Genomic DNA, 19,193 nt, shown 5'->3' with positions numbered 1-19,193 from the left:
GCTGCCGGTTTAAAAAGCCAAGTAAACCGAACTAGGGGGTCGTCACTCGATCAGGTTGTCGGCCATTGCACACTACCTCCGCGCCCGTCATGATGTTCTCACCCTCAGCGTAGACGGACAGACATGCGCATCTTCCTCGTTCGACACGGCGAATCTCTCGGCAACATCAGCGAGAGCGCCTACCGGCAGTTCGGCGATCACAATGTTCCGCTGACGGAATGGGGTTACCGGCAGGCGCTGGCGGCCGGGCGTGGCATCGCTTCGTATCTTGCAGCGCTGCGTGCCGCTGCGCCGAGGGCGACCATCTGGCATTCGCCATATCTGCGCACGCGCCAGACCAAGGACGCGATCGTCGAGGCCTTGCCAGCGGACACCATCAGCGATGTGCGTGAGGATTATCTGCTACGGGAGCAGGATTTCGGCCTGTTTACGGAGATCTACGACCGCGCGGAGCAGCGGCGCAAATTTCCGGAAGAATTCGAGAAATGGGCGCGGCTTCGCAACAACAGCGGCAAGTTCTATGCCCGGCCGCCTGATGGAGAGAGCCGGGCGGATGTCGCCCAGCGGGTACGGATGTTTTTGCTGACCGTCATGCATGATATCGGCAACGGCAACGACACCGCTGTTATCGTCGGCCACGGCGTCACCAACCGTGCCTTCGAGATGAATTTCCTGCATCATAGCGTCGAATGGTTCGAGCGCTCCGACAATCCGGGAAACGCCGATGTGACGCTGATCGAGGGCACGCATGCGGACGGCTATCGCTCGACACTTCTACACAAGGCCGACGACCGCGACCCGGCCGAAGCGACGGAGATGCGCGGCGCCCATGGTTCGGAGCTGACGATCGCACCGAAAACCAGCGTCTAATGCCGATCAATGCCGCTGGGCTTGGCACCCGGCGGCGGGTTGAACCTCTGAACTTCCTAGGGCAGCATCCCCTGTCGCCTAACCAGTGAAACGCGACAGTAGAGCAACAATCGATGCGGCCGCTTGATCATCAAGCTTGGCTCCGACATGGGCATCAATTGCCTTTGAATAGACGGCCCACATGCGTTCGCGAAGCAAGCGCCCTGCTTGCGTAATCACGACCCAACGGCCGCGCCCGTCGTCAGCAAAGGCTTCCCGGCTGACGAGGCCTTCGCGCTGCAACCGGTCGATCAGACGCGAGAGATTATACTGCGCAAGCAGGGTGCGTTCTTCGATCTCGAAGGGACGTAGTCTGCCCTCTTCGGCGCGCGCGAGTTCCCAGAGCACGTCGTACCAGCTGAGCGATGGCAGGCCGGCATTCTTGAAGTCTGTCTCTATCGCATTCAGCAGGCGTTGCTGGGCGCGCATGATGCTGATCCACGCCTGCGTCACAGGTTCCGATGGGCCGTTTCGATTCTTCATAGATGCAAGTACATCTATATTGACGGCAATCGCAAGGATAATTATATGCATATGCATCTACAATTGGAGACAGACACCATGCCAATGGAAACGTCCGTGCCTTACGCAACCGCCCTGCTGCGCATCAGCCTCGGCACGATGTACCTCGCGCACAGCATCATTCTGAAACTCATGACGTTCGGCCTGGCGGGAACTGCCGGCTACTTCGTATCCGTCGGTCTACCCGGCTGGCTGGCCTATGTAACCTTCGCCGCCGAGGCCATCGGCGGCGCCCTTCTGGTTCTCGGCATACAGACACGTGCCGTGGCACTGACGCTTATCCCCGCGCTCGCCGGCGCAATTATCTGGGTTCATGGGGCGAACGGCTGGGTCTTCACCGCACCGGGCGGCGGCTGGGAATATCCGCTCTACCTTATCGTTCTCTCGATCGCGCAAGTGATGCTTGGCAATGGAGCCTTGGCGCTACATCCATCGCGGTCGCTCGTCGCCGCCCAGACCCCTTGAGGATCGCTACCATGCGGAAATTCACGCTCATTTCCCACCATCTCTGCCCCTATGTGCAACGCGCCGCGATCGCGCTTGGCGAAAAAGGCGTTCCTTTCGATCGCGAGTTCATCGACCTCGATAACAAGCCCCATTGGTTTCTCGAGATTTCCCCCCTTGGCAAGGTTCCGCTTTTGCTGATCGAGGAGAGCGGACAGCAGACTGCGCTCTTCGAAAGTGCTGCGATCTGCGAATATATCGATGAGACGCAGGCCGGCGCGAAGCTGCACCCACACGATCCTTTGATACGTGCCCGCCATCGCGGGTGGATGGAATTCGGCTCGTCGGTTCTGGCCGATCTCTGGGTTTACGAAACGACCAGCGACCTCGAAGTTTTGAAAGCAAGGGGAAAGGCGATCGCTTCCAGATTCCGCACGATCGAGGCGGAACTGTCTGGGGGACCATTCTTCGCCGGTGAGGGTTTCAGTCTGGTGGACGCCGTCTTTGCGCCGATTTTCCGCTATTTCGACGTCTTTGATGCGATCGGTGAAAATCATATCTTTGACGGTTTGGACAGGGTGCAGAAATGGCGAAGCGCGCTTGCAAAACGGCCGAGCGTTCGGCAGGCGGCGGCTGATGACTATCACGCGCGTCTTGTGGCTTTCCTTGAAAAGCATCAATCCGTGCTGCTGCGCGCAAGCACCGCTTAAGATGCATGCAGCCATCATCACCGCGAGGCCTTACTGCTTCGCGGTGAATCGATCGCACAAGGAGAAGGGTCGACGCCGCGCCGATTGCTTCGAGCTACCTTCGAAGACAGATCGCGATCATCTGATACTCACTCTGCAATCACGCCGCTGCGAACGGTATGATCGCAAAGCTGAGCACACTGTTGCGCCCTTCGGTTATGATTATTTTGCGTTCGTGTTTCCCGATTGTTTTGTGGCTGCCTTTAACGCGCCTTGCTGCAGATCTGCCTCATCGGCAACAATGGCGGCGGCCTCGTTGAGCAAGACGTCTTTTGCCTTCTTGCGGGCATTCTCAATAGCAATATCAGCGCTCAGGCTGCGCTCGTCTGACTGCAGGCCATCATCTCCACCAGGATCTTCGCCACCATCCGCCTGCGCTCGGGACTTCAGCCGATTTTCTCGCGCTGTCGCTTCTTTACGACGTTCGGCTTCGTTGAGGGAGACGACCCCTTTCTCGCGCTGCGCCTTAAGGTCGGCAATGTCCTTTAACAGGCGTTGGAAATCCGGATCGCTCTCAACCCGTGCATCATGCCGGCTTTGCAATGTCGGCAGCAACGTCGTGACAGTGTCGGAAGGCGCATAGTCCGCAGGCTTGATCTGCGCCCACGGCAGGGCATTGTCATAACTGGTTTCGCCGAAGACAGCCGGATCGGAAAGTCCCGGCAAGCTGATATCAGGTGTCACGCCGCGCAACTGCGTCGTACCGCCGTTGACCCGGAAAAACTGGGCAATCGTCACTTTCAACTCCCCGAATTCGGGTTTGCTGTTGCGAACCATTCGGTCCAGATTGAGGACGGTCTGGACCGTCCCCTTCCCGAAACTGGGTTCACCGATAATCACGCCCCGACCGTAATCCTGGATTGCCGCAGCAAAAATCTCCGAAGCCGACGCCGACCCGCGATTGATCAGGACACCCACCGGGCCTTTCCAGACAGGCGCTGCAAAATCAGCGTTTCTAATCTCGACCTTACCGTCGCTACCGCGTTGCTGAACGACCGGGCCGTTGCCGATGAACAGACCAGTCAAATCGATCGCCTCGTCCAATGAACCGCCGCCATTGTTGCGCATGTCTATGAGAACGCTGTCGACCTTCTCTTGCTTCAGTTCGCCGAGAAGCTTGGCGACATCGCGGCTTGCGCTTTTATAGTCCTTGTCTCCTTTGCTCTTGGCTTCAAAATCCTCATAGAATACCGGCAGAGTAATCACCCCGATTTTACGCGCGGCGTCGCCTCCGCCCACGGACAGAACCGCCTTGCTGGCAGCCTGCTTTTCGAGACTGATTTTGTCACGCACGAGGTTGACTACGCGATGCGTGCCATCTGCCCCGGCGTCCGCCGGCAGGATGTCCAGGCGCACGACTGAGCCTTTTTTTCCTCGTATGAGTTGCACGACTTCATCAAGGCGCGTGCCCACCACTTCCTTTATCGCTCCATCCTTGCCTTGACCAACGCCGGTAATGCGGTCTCCGACTGCGAGCTTGCCGGACAACTGCGCCGGGCCGCCAGGCACGAGCTCACGGATCGTCGTATAGTCGTCGCGATCCTGCAGCACCGCACCGATACCAAACAGCGAAAGCTTCATCGCGATATTGAAGTCAGCCGAAGCGGCCGCGCCGAAATAGTCGGTATGCGGGTCGATTGACGTTGCGTAGGCGTCCATGAACGACTGAAAAACGTCGTCGCTTTTATACTTCTGAACGCGCTCGAGGGTGTTGGCATAACGCTTGTCGAGCGTTTCGCGAATAGCTGCGTCAGTTTTACCGCCTAGTTTCAACCGCAACCAGTCGCTTTTGACGCGCTTGCGCCAAAGGTCATTGCTCTCGGCTTCAGACTGCGGCCAAGGCTCTTTATCGCGCAGCACGGAATAATCTTCCTGCGCGCCGAAATCGAAGCCCTGCTTAAGCAAATTGCGCGCGTAGTTCATGCGGTCGACAACGCGCTGTTCATAGGCGTTGAAGATCGCAAACGGGATCTTCAAGTCCTGCCGTTCGATGGCATCGTCGATCTCGCTGCGGTCAGCCATGAACCTGTCGACGTCCGCCTGCAGAAAGAGTGCGCGGTCTGGATCAAGCGATTTGATGAACCGATCCATGATCCTGGCCGACAAGGCGTCGTCGAGTGCAACGGGCTTGTAGCTGAAGCGCGTGAGAACTTGGGCACTCAACTGAGCGGCTTGCGCCTGTTGCTTCAGCGGGGCCAAAACAGGCGATGCGACTTCTGCATATGCGGACTGAGCGATTGCAAGAAATGCACCAAGAAAAACGTAGTGTATGCGCATTCAGCGATGATCCAATTCTTAATACCTATTGCCGATGTGTGATCTAGGTGAGGCAATTATGGTTTTTTGGCAACCAAAATGGATCATCCGCGGCAATTCTTGCCGTTCTGATTGGCAACAACGTTGGATGGCCGGTAGCTTTTCTTGCCGTCTTCGCGGCTTCTTCGCTCCTTTTCCGCCCTATCGAATCAACTGCGATCGAAATGGCGCTGGACATCAATGAACATGTCAGGCGGCGGCATCCGTCCGAAGCAATAGGGACGGATCCCGTCGTTCTGGCCGATGGCGATCAGGATCGAGACCCTACGTTTGCAAAGAGCGGTCCGAGACCTTCGGCAATCGTCAGGTGGACGATGATGGCGTCGCGAAGGTGCGTGTAGGCCAGGTCCGCCAGCATCGCGGTTTGCACCACCGCCACGACGTCGCCGGCCTCCGAGCCGATCATGGTTAAGCCACGGATGCGATCGTCATCGGCACTCACGAGAACCTTCATGAAGCCCATCTCGTCATCGCTTGTGAAGTCCTGACCTGCTGAAGAAGACTTAGAAGCGACGAAAATAGTACACCAAGACTTCGCTGGCGCCCGGCGTAGCGACGCTGTCCACTTCAGCCGCAAGCACAGCAAGCACGTATTCAATCCTCTGTTTCGGAGGATATGAAGCCAGCGCGGCTACGATTGCAGGCTACGGGATCGCTCGGAACAAGATCCCAGCGGAGTGGACGGCGAGATGCCGTGCTGATCGCCGATTTCAATTCGGCCCCATAGCGCAATGGTGCGGCCGCGGTTCTGAAATGTGTCACGTCTTTATGCTCTGTATCCAGGCCTCGCTGTCGACTCGATCGCAACGCCCGGCCTGCTCTGCCGCTTGGAGAACGGAATCGAGAGCCTGTCGCCATAAAAGGTGACCACAATACTCTTGTTTTTCCTTTGGTAAGCGGGTTATACCGCCCGCGCCCTTAAAATCCCCTTGTTGGGACCAGAAGAACAGGAAGTTCTCATGAGCGTTTTGAAGTCCCTTGCGGTTCCCGCTTTCGTCGCCGTATTCGGCCTGATCGCGACACCGGCACTGTCAGCGCCGACCGGGTATCCACTGACGCTGGACAATTGCGGTGCGAAGGTCACCCTTCAGAAGGCTCCGCAGCGCGCAATCGGACTTGGCCAGAACAGCGCGGAGATCATGCTGCTTCTCGGCCTTGAGGATAAAATGGCCGGTACGGCATTCTGGCCGAGCAAGGTTCTGCCTCAGCTGGCCGAAGCCAATGCGAAGGTCAAGCTTCTGACTGTCGAGTTCCCCACATTCGAGTCGATCTTGGCGCAGAACCCGGATTTCGTTGCAGCAGCGCTGCCGAGTCTGATTGGAGCGACCAGCAAGGTCGCCAAGCGCGAGGACTTCGACAAAGTCGGCGTGCCGAGCTACGTTTCACCCAGCACCTGCCTCAGCACTGAAAAGGTCAAGAACGAGTATGGCAGCCGCGACCAGCTCTGGAATATGGACCTGCTCTACAAGGAGATCGACGAGCTCTCGCAGATTTTTGACGTCTCCGATCGCGGCCAGGCGCTGATCGCCGATTTCAAGAAGCGCGAGGCGGATTTGCGCGCCGGCGTTTCCAGGGACGGCAAGCAGCTTTCCTATGTTTTCTGGTTCTCCAGCCAGTCGCCTTCCGCCGACGCCTATGTCGGCGGCAAGAACGCTGCATCCGGCTTCATCGCCGATCTGCTCGGCGGCAGGAATGCCGTCACTGCGGAAGCCGAATGGCCGACGCTCGGTTGGGAAAGCATCATCGCCATCAATCCGGACGTCATCGTCGTTGCCAATCTCGACCGAAATCGCTGGGAACTCGACAAGCCGGAGGCCAAGATCAACTTCCTGAACACCGACCCGGCCGTCAGCCAAATGCCAGCCGTCAAAAACAAGGCCATCGTCGTCATGGACGGTCAAGCCATGAACCCGACAATCCGCACGATCTATGGTGCGGAACAGGTGGCCGAACAGCTGAAGGCCCTTGGCCTGATCAAGTGACCGCCTCGAACCGCTCCCTCCGGCAGGTTGCCGCTTTCGGCGTCATCCTGTTGGCCTCCCTCGTGGCGGTCGGCCTCGTCGTCGGCGTCAGTGTCGGGATTGGCGATCTGCCGATCCCGCTCGCCACGACGTTTGCCGCCGTCACCAACAGGCTGGGATGGACGGCCGTGGAACTCAACCGCATCTACGAAACTGTGATCTGGGACTACCGTCTCAGCCGCGCGCTCGTTGCTGCCTTCTGCGGCGCTGGGCTGGCCCTGTCGGGTGCAATCATGCAGTCGCTGCTGCGCAATCCGTTGGCAGAGCCTTATGTTCTCGGTATCTCCGCCGGCGCGTCGACCGGCGCGGTCGCCATCGTCATCCTCGGTGTCGGCGCAGGTGCGATCTCGTTGTCGGCAGGGGCTTTTGCCGGCGCCTTCGCGGCTTTCTTCTTCGTAGCGCTACTGTCGAACGGCACGCGCGGCGGCGCTGACCGGACAATTCTCGCCGGCGTCGCCGCTTCGCAGCTCTTCAATGCCGCCACATCCTACGTGGTCACGACGTCAGGCAACGCACAACAGGCCCGTGACGTCATGTTCTGGCTGCTGGGCAGCTTCGGGGGAGTGCGGTGGCCGGAATTCATGCTGGTCTCGGTCATCGTCGGTTTCGGGCTTGTCGTCTGCCTGCTCTATGCCAGGGTCCTCGATGCCTTTGCCTTTGGTGATGAAGCGGCCGCATCTCTCGGTATCAACATCATCAGGGTCCGCATCGTGCTGTTTGCGCTAACGGCAATGATGACGGCGACGATCGTCAGCATGGTCGGCTCGATCGGCTTCGTCGGTCTTGTCGTGCCGCATGCGGCACGCTTCGTCGTCGGGCCGCTGCATGTCCGGCTGCTTCCGGCCTGCGCCATCGTCGGTGCGATCTTCATGGTGCTCGCCGATATCGCATCGCGCGTCCTGATCCCGCAGCAGGTTCTGCCGATCGGCGTGGTCACGGCACTGGTCGGCGTCCCTTTCTTCTCTGTCATTCTCTATCGGTTCCAGCGCACATCATGAGCATCAAAACCGAAAACCTCGTCTGGAAAATTGGCAGGAAGACCATACTTGATGGCGTCTCCTTCGAAGCACCGTCAGGCAAGATGCTTGGCCTCCTCGGACCGAACGGCTCCGGCAAGACATCTCTCCTGCGGCTTCTGGCCGGCCTGAAGCAGCCGCATGCCGGCCAGATCACGCTCGATCGGAAGAACATCAGGACCATCGGACGCCGCACGATCGCGCAACGCGTCGCCTTCGTCGAACAGCACGCGACGACCAACGCCAATCTTAGGGTTATCGACGTTGTCAAGCTCGGACGCTTTCCGCATCGGTCGATGTTTTCCGGCTGGACACTCGCCGACGACCAGATTGTCGAGCAAGCACTCGAGCGGGCGGGCATGACCGGCAAGCGAAACGAACGCTGGCAGAGCCTGTCTGGTGGGGAGAAGCAGCGCACCCATATCGCAAGAGCCCTGGCGCAGTCGCCGAAAGAACTGATCCTCGACGAACCGACCAACCATCTCGACATCCAGCATCAGATCGGGCTGATGCGGCTGGTTTCCGGTCTGCCGGTGACGAGCATCGTCGCAATGCACGACCTCAACCACGCGGCCATGTTCTGCGACGAATTGATCGTCATGCAGAGCGGCAGAATCGTCGCGGCCGGCATGCCGGAAGACGTGCTGACCCAGGAACTTCTGCGGGATGTGTTTTCGGTCGATGCGCGAGTGGAGACGTCGCCGCATCATACAAGGCCGCACATCCACTACCTCCCTTAAGGACGCTATGCTGCGACGGTGGAGCGGATGCGGGATTCCCAAGAGAACGGTCAGGGAGGACCCAACATCGGTGAATGCAGGTGCGGTCGGTTCAGTTCGACCCTGAACCGGTATTGTTTCCCACAGACCCGCTCGATCACCGCACTCAAGATGCGGTTCTCCTCATCGCAGAGAATGTCGCGGATCGGGCGACCGGCTGTCAGTTTGCCACAAGTGTCGGCGCAGAGACGGGCAAGATCTTTTCAGCCAATCACGCGCCTCAATGCAACGCGGCCACCGATTGTAGCCAAACCGTAGACGCTCAGTGCCCACGCCAAAGCGGGCGGCTTGCGTTGCCGGTGGCAAGCAGGACTAGTTATTCATGACGGTCCGCCACGACATCTCCATGGATCTGCCCGGAAGCACGATTTGACGCAATCCTGCGACCGTAAGAGGTTTCCTTGGATCTCTCTTTTCCGGTTGCGCTCTTGAGATTTGCGCCGCTCTCTGAATCGAAGAGATGGAGGCGCTGAGGCTGGACAATCAGTGCCAGAGAGGAATGATCCTCGATTTCTACGTGATCCGGCAGATGCGCGATCGTTGCAGTCTCGCTTCCTTCCAATCTTCCGTAGGCATAAGTATCCGTGCCAATGCTTTCCGCGTAATCGACGTTTAGACGGACGGTGACGCTGCTTGCCGCCGCACCCTTGGCAAGTTCAAAATGGTTCGGCCGCACGCCGAGGATAACGGTCTGGCCGGCCACCGTGGCTGCGCCTTCGATCGGCAGATATACCGGCCCGAAGCCCGGCACCTCCAGCGCGACGCCACCCGGCCCGGAGGAAAGCACACTGCCCTCAAAAAAGTTCATCTGCGGCGAGCCAATGAAGCCCGCGACGAATCTATTGGCCGGCGTCTCGAATAGTTCCAATGGCGTGCCGACCTGTTCGATGCGGCCTGCATTGAGGACGACAATACGATCTGCCATCGTCATTGCTTCGACTTGATCATGTGTCACATAGACCATGGTCGCGCCCAGCCTTTTGTGCAGGCGGCTGATCTCGCCGCGTGTCTGCACGCGCAGTGCGGCATCCAGGTTGGATAGCGGCTCATCGAACAGAAATAGCTTGGGGTTCCTGACAATCGCCCGACCGATTGCCACACGTTGCCGCTGGCCGCCTGAGAGCTGCTTCGGCCGTCGGTCGAGGAGAGGCTCGATCGCAAGCATTCTTGCCGCCTCCATCACGCGCTGATCGATTTCGGCTCTACTCATTTTGAGGTTTTCGAGGCCAAAGGAAAGATTTTGGGCAACGGTCATATGGGGATATAGCGCGTAGGACTGAAATACCATCGCGATCCCGCGATCCCCAGGGGGTGCCGTCGTCACATCATTGTCGCCAATGATAATCTGGCCGGCGCTTACGCTTTCAAGGCCTGCGACGAGGCGAAGCAATGTCGACTTGCCACAGCCGGAAGGGCCGACCAGCACAACGAATTCCCCCTCGCCTACGTCGAGATCGACGCCATGAAGAATCGCATGATGGCCGAAGCTCTTCTTGACATCGTTCAACTTGAGACCGGCCATGAATCCATTCCTTTGACGCTATATCTGGAGGCGCACAGGCACGCCGATCCGTCGGTTGGCGTCCTTTAGTTGGCTTCAGTTTGCGTGGAACTAATTAGTTCGTCAAGATGACGAACGTAAATTTCTTGGCGGCGAGATCTGCCTGCCAGTCATAGCGGCGGTGGCGGGAGGCGCCGTTGCTCCGGCAAGGTCTGGGGAGAGAAAAGCAGATTGTGGACATGGTTGAGGCCAATCGCAAGCGCGCCTAGCAGCGTTGCGCGCCCACCAAGAACACTGGCCTTCACATCGATGGCACGACGGCTTGCCTTCGCAATGCCTTGCCGGACACGTTCTGTAATCAGCGGGTGGCGACCGATACTGCCGCCGAGGACGACTGTCTTCGGATCGACGATCGCATTGACGGAAACGACAAGGAGCGCGGCGATATCAGATACTTTGCCGATCACCTCGACAGCAATCGGGTCGCTGTTTTCGGCGAGTGCCAAGATGTCCCGGACTGACGTATCCTTGGCGCCTCCTGAGTGAGCATAGAGCTCGCTGATTCCACGGGCCGCAATCGCGCATTCCAAGGCGCCGCGTTCAAGGCTGTCCTCGGCATAGGGGTCCGCGCCGAACGGAATATAAGAGATTTCACCGGCGGCTCCGCTTGCGCCGCGCATCAGCTTGCCATCCTGCAGCACGCCCAGTCCGATACCCGTCCCCAGCGATATGAAAGCGACGGTATCGATCGCGGTCGCGCATCCCTGCCAGGACTCGCCAATAACCGCCGCATTAACGTCGTTTTCAAGCACGACCGGACAGCCAAGCCTGTCACTCAGCGTCCTGCCGATGTCGATGCCCTCAATATCGGCCAGATTTGGCGCCATGGAGAGCGCGCCGGTAACAGGATCAACCACGCCGGGTGTCGCTATTGCCGTCACGAGGACACGGTCCCTGGCGATACCCATATCCGCAAGCATTTTCGAAAGCATCGCTTGAACCTGATCGATCAAGTGATAGCCACCGCGGCGGTCCGAGGGATAGTCCATTTCACCAACGACATTTCCCACAATATTGCCGAGAACGATGCGCGTCGTCGTGGCGCCCATGTCGACACCGATGGCGTAGCCGGCGTCGCCATTCACCTCATAGGTAATGGCGGTGCGGCCAATGCGGCCGCTGGTGACCCCTTTTTCTCGAACCCACCCACCCTCTTCCAGGGTCCGAATGACCTCGGACATCGTCTGCTTGGAAAGGCCGGTAATCTTGGAAAGCTCTGCACGCGAAGTGGGGCCGGCGTGAAGCAGAACATCCATGACAGCGCGAACGGAGATCTGCCGCAATACGGGAGGCGCGTTTTCGGTTAATGCCATATTCGAGCTATCTCGCCAGATCCGTCTTCATCGTTGCACCGGTGCTTGCTTTTTCCATGAAAGCCCGCCGATTTCAAACGGCTTGTTGACAGTTCACAGGAGCGGCAATAATAAATTCGTCAACCTGCCGAACAAATATCGCAAAGGATTGGGTTTGTCAAATATTTCAACCATTGCGTCAGCTTTGCGACAGCCCGATCGCATCTATCGAGCAGATGGAGCGGGCGCATATCAAGGTCTCGTCGCGGGCGTCGACCTGGGCGGTACAAAGATCCTTGTGGGCCTTGCCGATCTTCAGGGGCGCATCCTGGCAAAGGCCGAAGAGCCGACCGAACACGGTGCGGGCGCACCCGTACTGCAGCAAATTCCACGGATGGTTTTGTCGCTGCTGCAGCGGCATCGGGATCTCGGGCCTTTGCACAGGGCTGTCGTCGGCGTGCCAAGCGCCGTATCGCCCACCACTGGGCTCGCATCGCTTTCCCCTCATTTGGCAATTCCAGCCGATCAGCCGCTTGCCGTGTTACTCGCAAAAGCCCTGCCCTGCCCCGTCGTGGTAGATAACGACGTAAACCTCGCAGCTTACGCAGAGGCTACACTTGGCAAGGGGCGCGATCGGCACTCCCTCGCATTCGTGGCTTTCGGAACCGGTGTCGGCATGGGCTTGGTTGTCGGCGGAGCGCTTTTCCGTGGCCAGCATGGGCGGGCAGGTGAGCTTGGCTTGCTGCCGCTGGGCGCTGACCCCCATCAGGCCGCATCTCAAGCCCGCGCCGGCCTCTTTGAGGACCAGGTCGATTCACCTGCAGTGCGAAGCCTTTATGGCGACGGCACCCTGCCGGTCAGCGAGATCTTCGCGCGTGCTTCGGCCGGGGATGAGCAAGCGGCCGCTGTTATCGAGACGCTCGCGAAATCGGCTTCGGTTGGCATCGCCTCCGTGCAGGCGCTCCTTGATCCCGACCTGATCGTGCTGGGAGGCGGCATTGGCTCGCGCCCCGAATTTGTCGATGCCGTGGCACGGCATGTGTCTGTATTGCTGCCGTTTGCGACGCCGATAGAGGCAACTGGGATCGGCCCGGAAGCCGGCATGCTGGGCGCGCTCATGCTCGGCCTGAGCGACCTTGCAACCATCGGGAATATAGCGCCACAGGAGGCCGTACAATGAGCACACCGCAAGCGAAACCAGAAGTTCTGACACCGCTCGCTGATGGACAGCTTCGTTCCACGACACCCTTGCTCATTCCTTTCATGGCTCCGCGCCTGCAGGGCGATTGCCACCCGGAAGGCAAGATCGAGCTATCATTGTGGGGCGCCGGCAAGCTTGCAAATCTGACTTTCAAGGGTTGGAGTGCTCCGTTCATCTATGCCCCGAACCGCGTGGAAGCGCATGGCGGGGGACTCTATGTGGCGCAATCGGCGCCGGCGCTCTTCTTGAAGGGCGCAACGCTGCGGACCTTTATTCCCGCCCGCCGTTGCGCCTGGTGGGGCAGCGCGGCAAAGCGTGAGCCGGTGGAGCGGCAAGACAGCCGCCGCATTGCCCGTACCGGCTGGGGTGTCGTTATCGCCGAGCAGAGGTCAGATGGGATATTCGTCGCCGCGGGCGCAACGATCAAGGAAGCACAGGCAGCTCTTGATCTCGACCAGGCGCAAGTAATGGCCGAGGCGAACGCCTATGTAGAGCGCTGTGATGCAATGCCGGAAGCGGATCCCTTGATGCGCAGCATGATCTCTCAGAGCCTGCATGCCGCGCTTTCCAGCATACGGCAGGACGAGCGTGGCGCCTTTGCCGGCCTTGCGGCCGGCCAGGCCTATAGCGCGCCGGCCCGTACCTACTATCGTGACGGCTATTGGACGCTCCAGGCTCTCCTCGACCGGGAGCCCGAGGCAGTCCGCGCGCAGATAGACCTTCTCGCACGGGGCGTGCAGCAAAACGGAGAAGCACCGAGCGGCGTCATCCTGACAGGACCCGGACAGGCCGAGGAATGGGAAAGCGTGCGGCGGACGCATCCAAGGATCAAGGAGGAGCACCTTCGGCCTGGCGACTGGTGGAGCGATCACTTCGACAGCCCGCTCTTCTTTATCCTGACGATCGGCGACTACGTCAGGACAACCGGTGACAGCTCTCCCCTTTCCCAATACTGGGACAAGGTAGTGGCGATCTTCAATCGGTATTGCAGCTTCGACGAAGCAGGAAACGGCTTGCCGATGAAGCCCCGGCACGATCGCGACTGGGCCGACAACGTTTACCGTCATGGCTACGTTGCCTATGACCTCGGCTTGTGGATCGGAGCGCTCGACGTCATCGCGCAGCATGGCGGCTTGGTTGAGCCATCGGTCGCCTCCGAGGCGGCCGCCGTGGCGAAAAAGGCGCGCGCTTCGCTGGATGCGGCGCTGCTGCAACCGAGCGGCACCTACGCTGACTACGGAACCAAGGCGGATTTCGTCGAAGATCACCTGACGCTGGATAGCCTCACGCTCCTTCGCTTTCAGGCGGTCGCCCCGGAGAGGGCAAGAGCGGTGCTCGCCCGGATGCAGGAGACCCTGGAAAGCCGCAACAACAGCGAGCAGCCCTATGGCGATTGGGGAGTGCTTTGCGCCTTTCCGCCCTTCAAGCGCCCAAAGGACACGCGCGAAAAATCCTACTTCGCCTACCGCTACCACAATGGTTCGGACTGGCCTTACCTGTCGGGCCTCTACGCGGAGCAGCGCCTCGCTTATGGGCTGGGCGACGCGGACTACCCGCTATTGCGCTGGTGGAAGACCTGCCTCGAGAACGGCTGGATGGGAGCGGTTGAATACTTCTCGCCACCTTGGGGACGCGGTTCGCTGCTTCAGGGTTGGAGCAGTATGCCGGCCTTCGCCGCTCTTGCCTATAAGGACAAGCTGGGGGCGACGATCTGCTGAACTCCCATCGGCCGCCATCATGCGGCCTCCTTTTGTCACCTGCAGAATTGTCGATGCAAAAAAGCCGCCTCAAAGGCGGCTTTTTCAGTTCAATCCAGGGCCCTGCCCTATTCCTTCGTCGCGCCTGCCATCAAACCGTTCATCAACATACGTTGCAGAGCGGCGAACATTACAAGGACCGGCAGCACGGAAAGCACCGACATGGACAAAAGCCGTGGCCAGTTGATGCCAAAGCGCCCTACAGTATTTGCAAGCGCGACCTGGACAGTCCATTTATCCTGATCGCTGATGATCAGAAACGGCCAGAGATAGTCGTTCCAGCGCCATACGAGATTGAAGGCCAGCAGTGTACCGATCGCCGGTATGGCAAGCGGCACGATGATCCGCCAGAGAATGCGCCATTCCGGCGTCCCGTCGAGGCGTGCTGCCTCAAGAAGGCTGTCGGGAATGTTGGTGATGTATTGCCGCATCAGGAAGACACCGGTGGGCGTCGCTGCCGGCGCGATGATGATACCTGCGAGCGTATCGAGAAGATGGAGATCGCGCAGGACCAGAAAGACGGGGATCATGACGATCTGCAGCGGCACCATGAGCGACGACATGATGAGCAGGAAGAAGAGCGTATCGCCCTTGAACCTGAATTTCGCCAGGGCATAACCGGCCATGACGCTGATCGTGACGGAAAGAAGCGCCGAGAGTACGGATACGATGGCCGAGTTACGGAAGAAGATCAGGAACTTCGCGCGCGATACGGTATCAATGAAGTTCTGAAGCGTCGGCTGCACCGGAAAAATGGACGGCGGCCACTGGAAAATCTCCTGCTGTGATTTCAGCGACGAGAGAAAGAGCCATACCGGCGGCATCAGAAAGACAAAGAGGGTCAGTGCGACGAAGGCCAGTCGCCAGGGAGAGTAGATCCGCGTCATTTTTCACCCCGCGACATACGCAGCTGGAAGACGGTCAGAAGCAGGAGGATGATGAACAGAACCGTCGATTGAGCGGCAGCGACGCCGGCCTGCATCGGCTGCTGGAACGCTGTGTCATAAATCGTCTGAATAAGGTAGACCGTCGCCTTGCCTGGACCGCCGCCGGTCAAGGACACGACGAGTTCGTAGACCTTGAAGGCCTCGATCGAGGACAGGACCAGAACGACCGCCATCGTGGGCTTGAGGAGCGGTAAGGTGATATGGGTGAATTGCCGCCACTTGCTGGTGCCGTCGATTGACGCGGCCTCGTAGTAGTCAGTGGAAATTGCGGTCAGACCTGCGATGAAAATCATCATGTTGAAGCCGGCTTGCGCCCATACCCAGGCAATGACCATCGCCACTTGAGCCATCGTGTCCTGTTCCAGCCATGGGATCGGAGCGATGCCAATCAGCGAAAGCAGGTAATTGACGAGGCCATTATTGAGGCCGAAGAGCCACCTCCAGGCAACGCCGATAATCAGCAGGCTGATCATCGACGGAAAGAAGACGACGGTGCGCACGACGGCAAACAGTTTGGTCTGTGGCGCCAGCAAAAGAGCCAGTGCCAACGACACGACGATGTTCAGCGGAACCGCGATAACAACGAAGAGGACCGTCTTAAGCAGCGAATTCTGGAAATCGGCATTGCTCAGGAGGCCAATGAAGTTTTCCAGACCGACATACTGAGGCAGGGTGTTTGGCACCTGCGGAACGACCACCACACCGCGCTTGAAAAAGGCCATGAGCAGGCCCTGGACCAGCGGATAGAGCGTAAAAGTGATGAGCAGCGCCATCGTCGGCAGCATGAGCAAATAAGGCCAACCGAGGTTTGCCAAGCCGACCCGACGGCCCTTCGGCACTGGGTGGGGACCCAGCGCCGAACTGCCTTTTTCGATTATGACCGCAGTCACTTGCTAGCCTCAAGTGAGGCGTCGGCCGCCTTCTTGATCTGTGAAATGGCCTCCGCCGAGGAGATCTGTCCGGCGACGGCCTGGGTGACAGCCGTCTTTACGGTGCCCCAGACCGCTTGCATCTGTGGCCAAGCCTGGTCGGTCGCCGCATAAGCCGGGCTGGCGTTCAGCTCGTTCTGCATTGCCTTGATCGCTTCGGTCGCTGCCGGATTGTCATATTTGACAGCCGGTGCTTTCAGATTTGCTGGTATCATGCCGAAGGTTTTGGCGTACTGCGCCTGAATTTCCGGAGAGGTGATCCACTTTATGAATTCAAGAGCTTCCGGGAGATGCTGGCTGGTATTGAAGGCGACGATATAGTCGCCACCATAGATCGACGAGGCCACGGTGCCGCGCGGTGTCGGCCCTGCCTGCCATGCAAAATGTGCATTCTCCGCCAATCCGGCGATCTGCCAGCTTCCTGACATATAGGCTACAGCCTGACCGGCGGTGAAAAGCTCCTTCGGGTTGTCCGAGCTTGCACCGGACCACAGGCCGGGCGGCATGGCAGCCTTGGTGATGTCGACGAACTTGTCGAGCGCGCTCGTCCACGCCGCCTCGTCCATAATGACCTTTACAGGCTCTTTCTCGCTGTAGATGTGGTTGCCGTATTGATACTCGTGAACGATCCAGCGGCTTGCCGAAACGTCCCAAACCAGCGGATAGCGGGTGCCGGACTTTTCGGCGACTTCCTTGATCTTCGGAACGAATTCATCCCAGGTCCAGCCGGTCCCCTGATCCGGAATAGCAACGCCGGCCTTCTTGAAGGCATCGGCGTTCAGAAAGATGCCGGTCGAGGTCACTCGGAGCGGTGCGGCGATGACCTTGTCGCCGAGTCTGGCACCATCCCCCCAGCCCTTGACGAAATCATTGATCCATTCGGGGCCGATCTCTTTGTTGAGATCGACGAGGAACGGACGAATGACCGGCTCCATTGAAGACGTGAGCGATAAATCCGGCATAATGCCGGAGGCCGCATACTGCTGGAATTTCTGAACCATGCCGTCATACGGCGTGATTTCAAGGTCGAAGGTCGTGTCTGGATGCTGTTTCGTGTACTGATCGAGCAGGGCGCGCGTGTTCGCCTCTTCCTGATCGTTGTCCACGTACCAGACGAGCTTTAGCTCTGATGCCGCCGCAAGCGAAATCGTCATCGCCATGGCAGTCGCAGTCATCATCAATGTCTTGAGCGGTTTCATATGGTTCCCCTTTTGGCTCCTCATTCCTAGAAACTCTGCAAACGATCGATCTGTATCCACTCCCTTCAGATCATTCTTTTGTTCGTAACCATGACGAATTAAATACGAGTTCTCGGCGGTGTCAATACAACAACATCGAGCGCGTCCATTTAGTTCGTCCTGTTGACGAATAAATTGCGACAGCTTAGTTGTTTCGAAAGCGAGAGGAGACCCAATGGATATTTCCGTCGAAGCAAATGGCGCTGATCTGCAGCAACTCATCGACAGGCTGACCGCCGTCGGTGGGGGAACTCTTCTGCTGCGAAGCGGGCGGCACCTCACGGGACCAATCCGTCTTGGCAGCGGCATAACGCTGTCGTTTGAGGTGGGCGCGACACTCGAGTTCGTTGCCGACTACGAGCTTTACGCCGAAAATTCGGTGAGTGTGATCGCTGAGGGATCGGACCGTGCCTACATTGTGGCGCATGGCGCCCATGATGTCGCGATATTGGGCAACGGTACGATCGTTGCCTCAGGTGGCGCTTTCAACACCGGCTTCGATGAGACAGTCGGCACCTACACGCCGAGCGAAAAGCGCCCGAGGGTTCTGGTGCTCGAAGACTGCAGCAATGTCAGGCTCGAAGGTTTCGTCATCGAGGATTCCCCGATGTGGACGGTCCACCTCGTCCGCTGCCGCGATGTGATCGTCAACAGCATGAAAGTGTTCAACAATCGACAGCTCCCGAATACGGATGGGATTGTCATAGATAGCTGCGTGAACGTTGCCGTGAGTCAGGTCGTCATCAACACGGCTGATGACGGCATCTGCCTCAAGACCAGTCGGAGCGAAAAGGGCATTGGACGCTGCGAGAAGATCAGTGTCTCGGATTGCGTTGTCGAGAGCAACAGTTGCGCATTGAAGATCGGCACGGAAAGTTTCGGCGACATCCGCGACGTTCGTTTCGTTCATTGCAGAATCCAGGATTCGAACCGCGGCCTCGGCATTTTTTCCCGTGATGGCGGAACGATCGACAGCATTGTCTTCTCGGATATAGAGATTGACTGCCACGAAACGCCCGATGGTTTCTGGGGCTCGGGTGAGCCGCTGACAATTACGCAACTCGATCGCCGGCCCGAACTGCCGGCTGGGGCCGTCAGCAATGTGCGCGTTGAGAACGTCAGAGGCCGCTGCCACGGCCCCATCAATCTCTTCGCAGAGGCAAGTGGCGGGATTGCAGGGATCACGCTATGCAATATTCAATTGACGATGCAGGAAGGCCCGCTGGGAACTGCCCAGCAATATGACCTGCGTCCCACCAGCATCGACCTCTCCCCGCCCAAGGACGTCGAGGGGCGCGGCAATGCCTGGCTGCGAGGGACAGACGGAAAGATCATCGGCCTGGTCGACTACCCGGGAGGCATGCCGGGGTTCTTTGCGCACAATGTGTCCGGCTTGGTTATCGAGGACGTGGCGACGAATAGACCGGTCCCTCTTCCTCGGGGCTGGAATGCGCACGAGCGCGTCATCCTTGGTGGTGACGCGTGAGGCAGAACGCCTGATGTCGCGCCGGA

At 58.8% G+C, this 19,193-nt stretch carries 17 protein-coding genes; 9 read left to right on the top strand and 8 right to left on the bottom strand.

From position 1 onward, the window contains the following. Positions 1-123 precede the first annotated feature (123 nt). A complete protein-coding gene (locus AC1DUP_RS05115) occupies positions 124-870 on the top strand; it encodes a histidine phosphatase family protein (protein WP_477832229.1) in 747 nt (248 codons plus the stop codon). A 78-nt stretch (positions 871-948) separates the two neighbouring features. Here the strand turns inward: AC1DUP_RS05115 and AC1DUP_RS05110 are convergent, their stop codons facing one another. Further along, positions 949-1,392 (bottom strand): MarR family winged helix-turn-helix transcriptional regulator, encoded by a 444-nt coding sequence (locus AC1DUP_RS05110; protein ID WP_477832278.1) that lies wholly within the window; start codon positions 1,390-1,392, stop codon positions 949-951. 78 nt (positions 1,393-1,470) lie between these two features. Here AC1DUP_RS05110 and AC1DUP_RS05105 point away from each other — a divergent pair, with 78 nt between their 5' ends. Beyond that, a complete protein-coding gene (locus AC1DUP_RS05105) occupies positions 1,471-1,896 on the top strand; it encodes a DoxX family protein (protein ID WP_113298689.1) in 426 nt (141 codons plus the stop codon). Between the two features lie 11 nt (positions 1,897-1,907). Further along, positions 1,908-2,585 carry a glutathione S-transferase family protein gene (locus AC1DUP_RS05100; protein ID WP_113308866.1) on the top strand — a complete coding sequence of 226 codons (678 nt, stop codon included), beginning with the start codon at positions 1,908-1,910 and terminating at the stop codon, positions 2,583-2,585. Positions 2,586-2,786: 201 nt separating this feature from the next. Here the strand turns inward: AC1DUP_RS05100 and AC1DUP_RS05095 are convergent, their stop codons facing one another. Together AC1DUP_RS05095 and AC1DUP_RS05090 are read right to left on the bottom strand one after the other, a co-directional pair. Next, a complete protein-coding gene (locus tag AC1DUP_RS05095) occupies positions 2,787-4,901 on the bottom strand; it encodes a carboxy terminal-processing peptidase (protein WP_113298687.1) in 2,115 nt (704 codons plus the stop codon). 289 nt (positions 4,902-5,190) lie between these two features. After that, positions 5,191-5,517, bottom strand: coding sequence for a hypothetical protein (locus AC1DUP_RS05090; protein ID WP_477832228.1), 327 nt, complete (start codon positions 5,515-5,517; stop codon positions 5,191-5,193). A gap of 382 nt (positions 5,518-5,899) precedes the next feature. On the opposite strand from AC1DUP_RS05090, the gene AC1DUP_RS05085 reads away from it, so the two are divergent. Genes AC1DUP_RS05085 through AC1DUP_RS05075 form a run of 3 tightly spaced genes read left to right on the top strand, consistent with a single transcriptional unit; the run spans position 5,900 to position 8,717 of the window. Then, positions 5,900-6,922, top strand: a complete 1,023-nt coding sequence (locus AC1DUP_RS05085) for an ABC transporter substrate-binding protein (RefSeq protein ID WP_113308863.1) — start codon at positions 5,900-5,902, stop codon at positions 6,920-6,922. Beyond that, positions 6,919-7,959, top strand: a complete 1,041-nt coding sequence (locus AC1DUP_RS05080) for a FecCD family ABC transporter permease (protein ID WP_477832227.1) — start codon at positions 6,919-6,921, stop codon at positions 7,957-7,959. The genes AC1DUP_RS05085 and AC1DUP_RS05080 overlap by 4 nt, the downstream gene beginning before the upstream one ends. Further along, a complete protein-coding gene (locus AC1DUP_RS05075; RefSeq protein ID WP_113311672.1) occupies positions 7,956-8,717 on the top strand; it encodes an ABC transporter ATP-binding protein in 762 nt (253 codons plus the stop codon). The genes AC1DUP_RS05080 and AC1DUP_RS05075 overlap by 4 nt, the downstream gene beginning before the upstream one ends. Before the next feature lie 355 nt (positions 8,718-9,072). Here the strand turns inward: AC1DUP_RS05075 and AC1DUP_RS05070 are convergent, their stop codons facing one another. After that, positions 9,073-10,278, bottom strand: coding sequence for a sn-glycerol-3-phosphate ABC transporter ATP-binding protein UgpC (locus tag AC1DUP_RS05070; RefSeq protein WP_113311671.1), 1,206 nt, complete (start codon positions 10,276-10,278; stop codon positions 9,073-9,075). Between the two features lie 149 nt (positions 10,279-10,427). After that, complete coding sequence (locus tag AC1DUP_RS05065; RefSeq protein WP_477832226.1) at positions 10,428-11,573, bottom strand: ROK family protein; 1,146 nt, start codon at positions 11,571-11,573, stop codon at positions 10,428-10,430. Here AC1DUP_RS05065 and AC1DUP_RS05060 point away from each other — a divergent pair. Next, on the top strand, positions 11,572-12,789 hold the full coding sequence (locus AC1DUP_RS05060) for an ROK family protein (protein ID WP_477832225.1): 1,218 nt from the start codon (positions 11,572-11,574) through the stop codon (positions 12,787-12,789). The two genes, AC1DUP_RS05065 and AC1DUP_RS05060, sit on opposite strands and share 2 nt — an antisense overlap. Then, positions 12,786-14,528, top strand: coding sequence for a GH116 family glycosyl hydrolase (locus AC1DUP_RS05055; RefSeq protein ID WP_113311669.1), 1,743 nt, complete (start codon positions 12,786-12,788; stop codon positions 14,526-14,528). The genes AC1DUP_RS05060 and AC1DUP_RS05055 overlap by 4 nt, the downstream gene beginning before the upstream one ends. Positions 14,529-14,635: 107 nt before the next feature. On the opposite strand, the gene AC1DUP_RS05050 is transcribed toward AC1DUP_RS05055, so the two are convergent. Genes AC1DUP_RS05050 through AC1DUP_RS05040 form a run of 3 tightly spaced genes read right to left on the bottom strand, consistent with a single transcriptional unit; the run spans position 14,636 to position 17,642 of the window. Then, positions 14,636-15,454 (bottom strand): carbohydrate ABC transporter permease, encoded by an 819-nt coding sequence (locus AC1DUP_RS05050; RefSeq protein ID WP_113298679.1) that lies wholly within the window; start codon positions 15,452-15,454, stop codon positions 14,636-14,638. Further along, on the bottom strand, positions 15,451-16,404 hold the full coding sequence (locus AC1DUP_RS05045) for a carbohydrate ABC transporter permease (protein WP_113298678.1): 954 nt from the start codon (positions 16,402-16,404) through the stop codon (positions 15,451-15,453). Before AC1DUP_RS05045 ends, AC1DUP_RS05050 begins: the two co-directional genes overlap by 4 nt. Next, a complete protein-coding gene (locus AC1DUP_RS05040; RefSeq protein WP_113311668.1) occupies positions 16,401-17,642 on the bottom strand; it encodes an extracellular solute-binding protein in 1,242 nt (413 codons plus the stop codon). Before AC1DUP_RS05040 ends, AC1DUP_RS05045 begins: the two co-directional genes overlap by 4 nt. Positions 17,643-17,856: 214 nt before the next feature. Here AC1DUP_RS05040 and pglB point away from each other — a divergent pair, with 214 nt between their 5' ends. Continuing rightward, entirely contained in the window at positions 17,857-19,167 is a 1,311-nt protein-coding gene (gene pglB / locus AC1DUP_RS05035; RefSeq protein WP_113311667.1) for a polygalacturonase PglB, read from the top strand. Positions 19,168-19,193 lie beyond the last annotated feature (26 nt).

The sequence above is a fragment of the Rhizobium sp. 01L419 genome, assembly GCF_056400025.1.
Note: the sequence above shows the minus strand (reverse complement) of the source record. Positions and strands in the feature narration are given on the sequence as shown.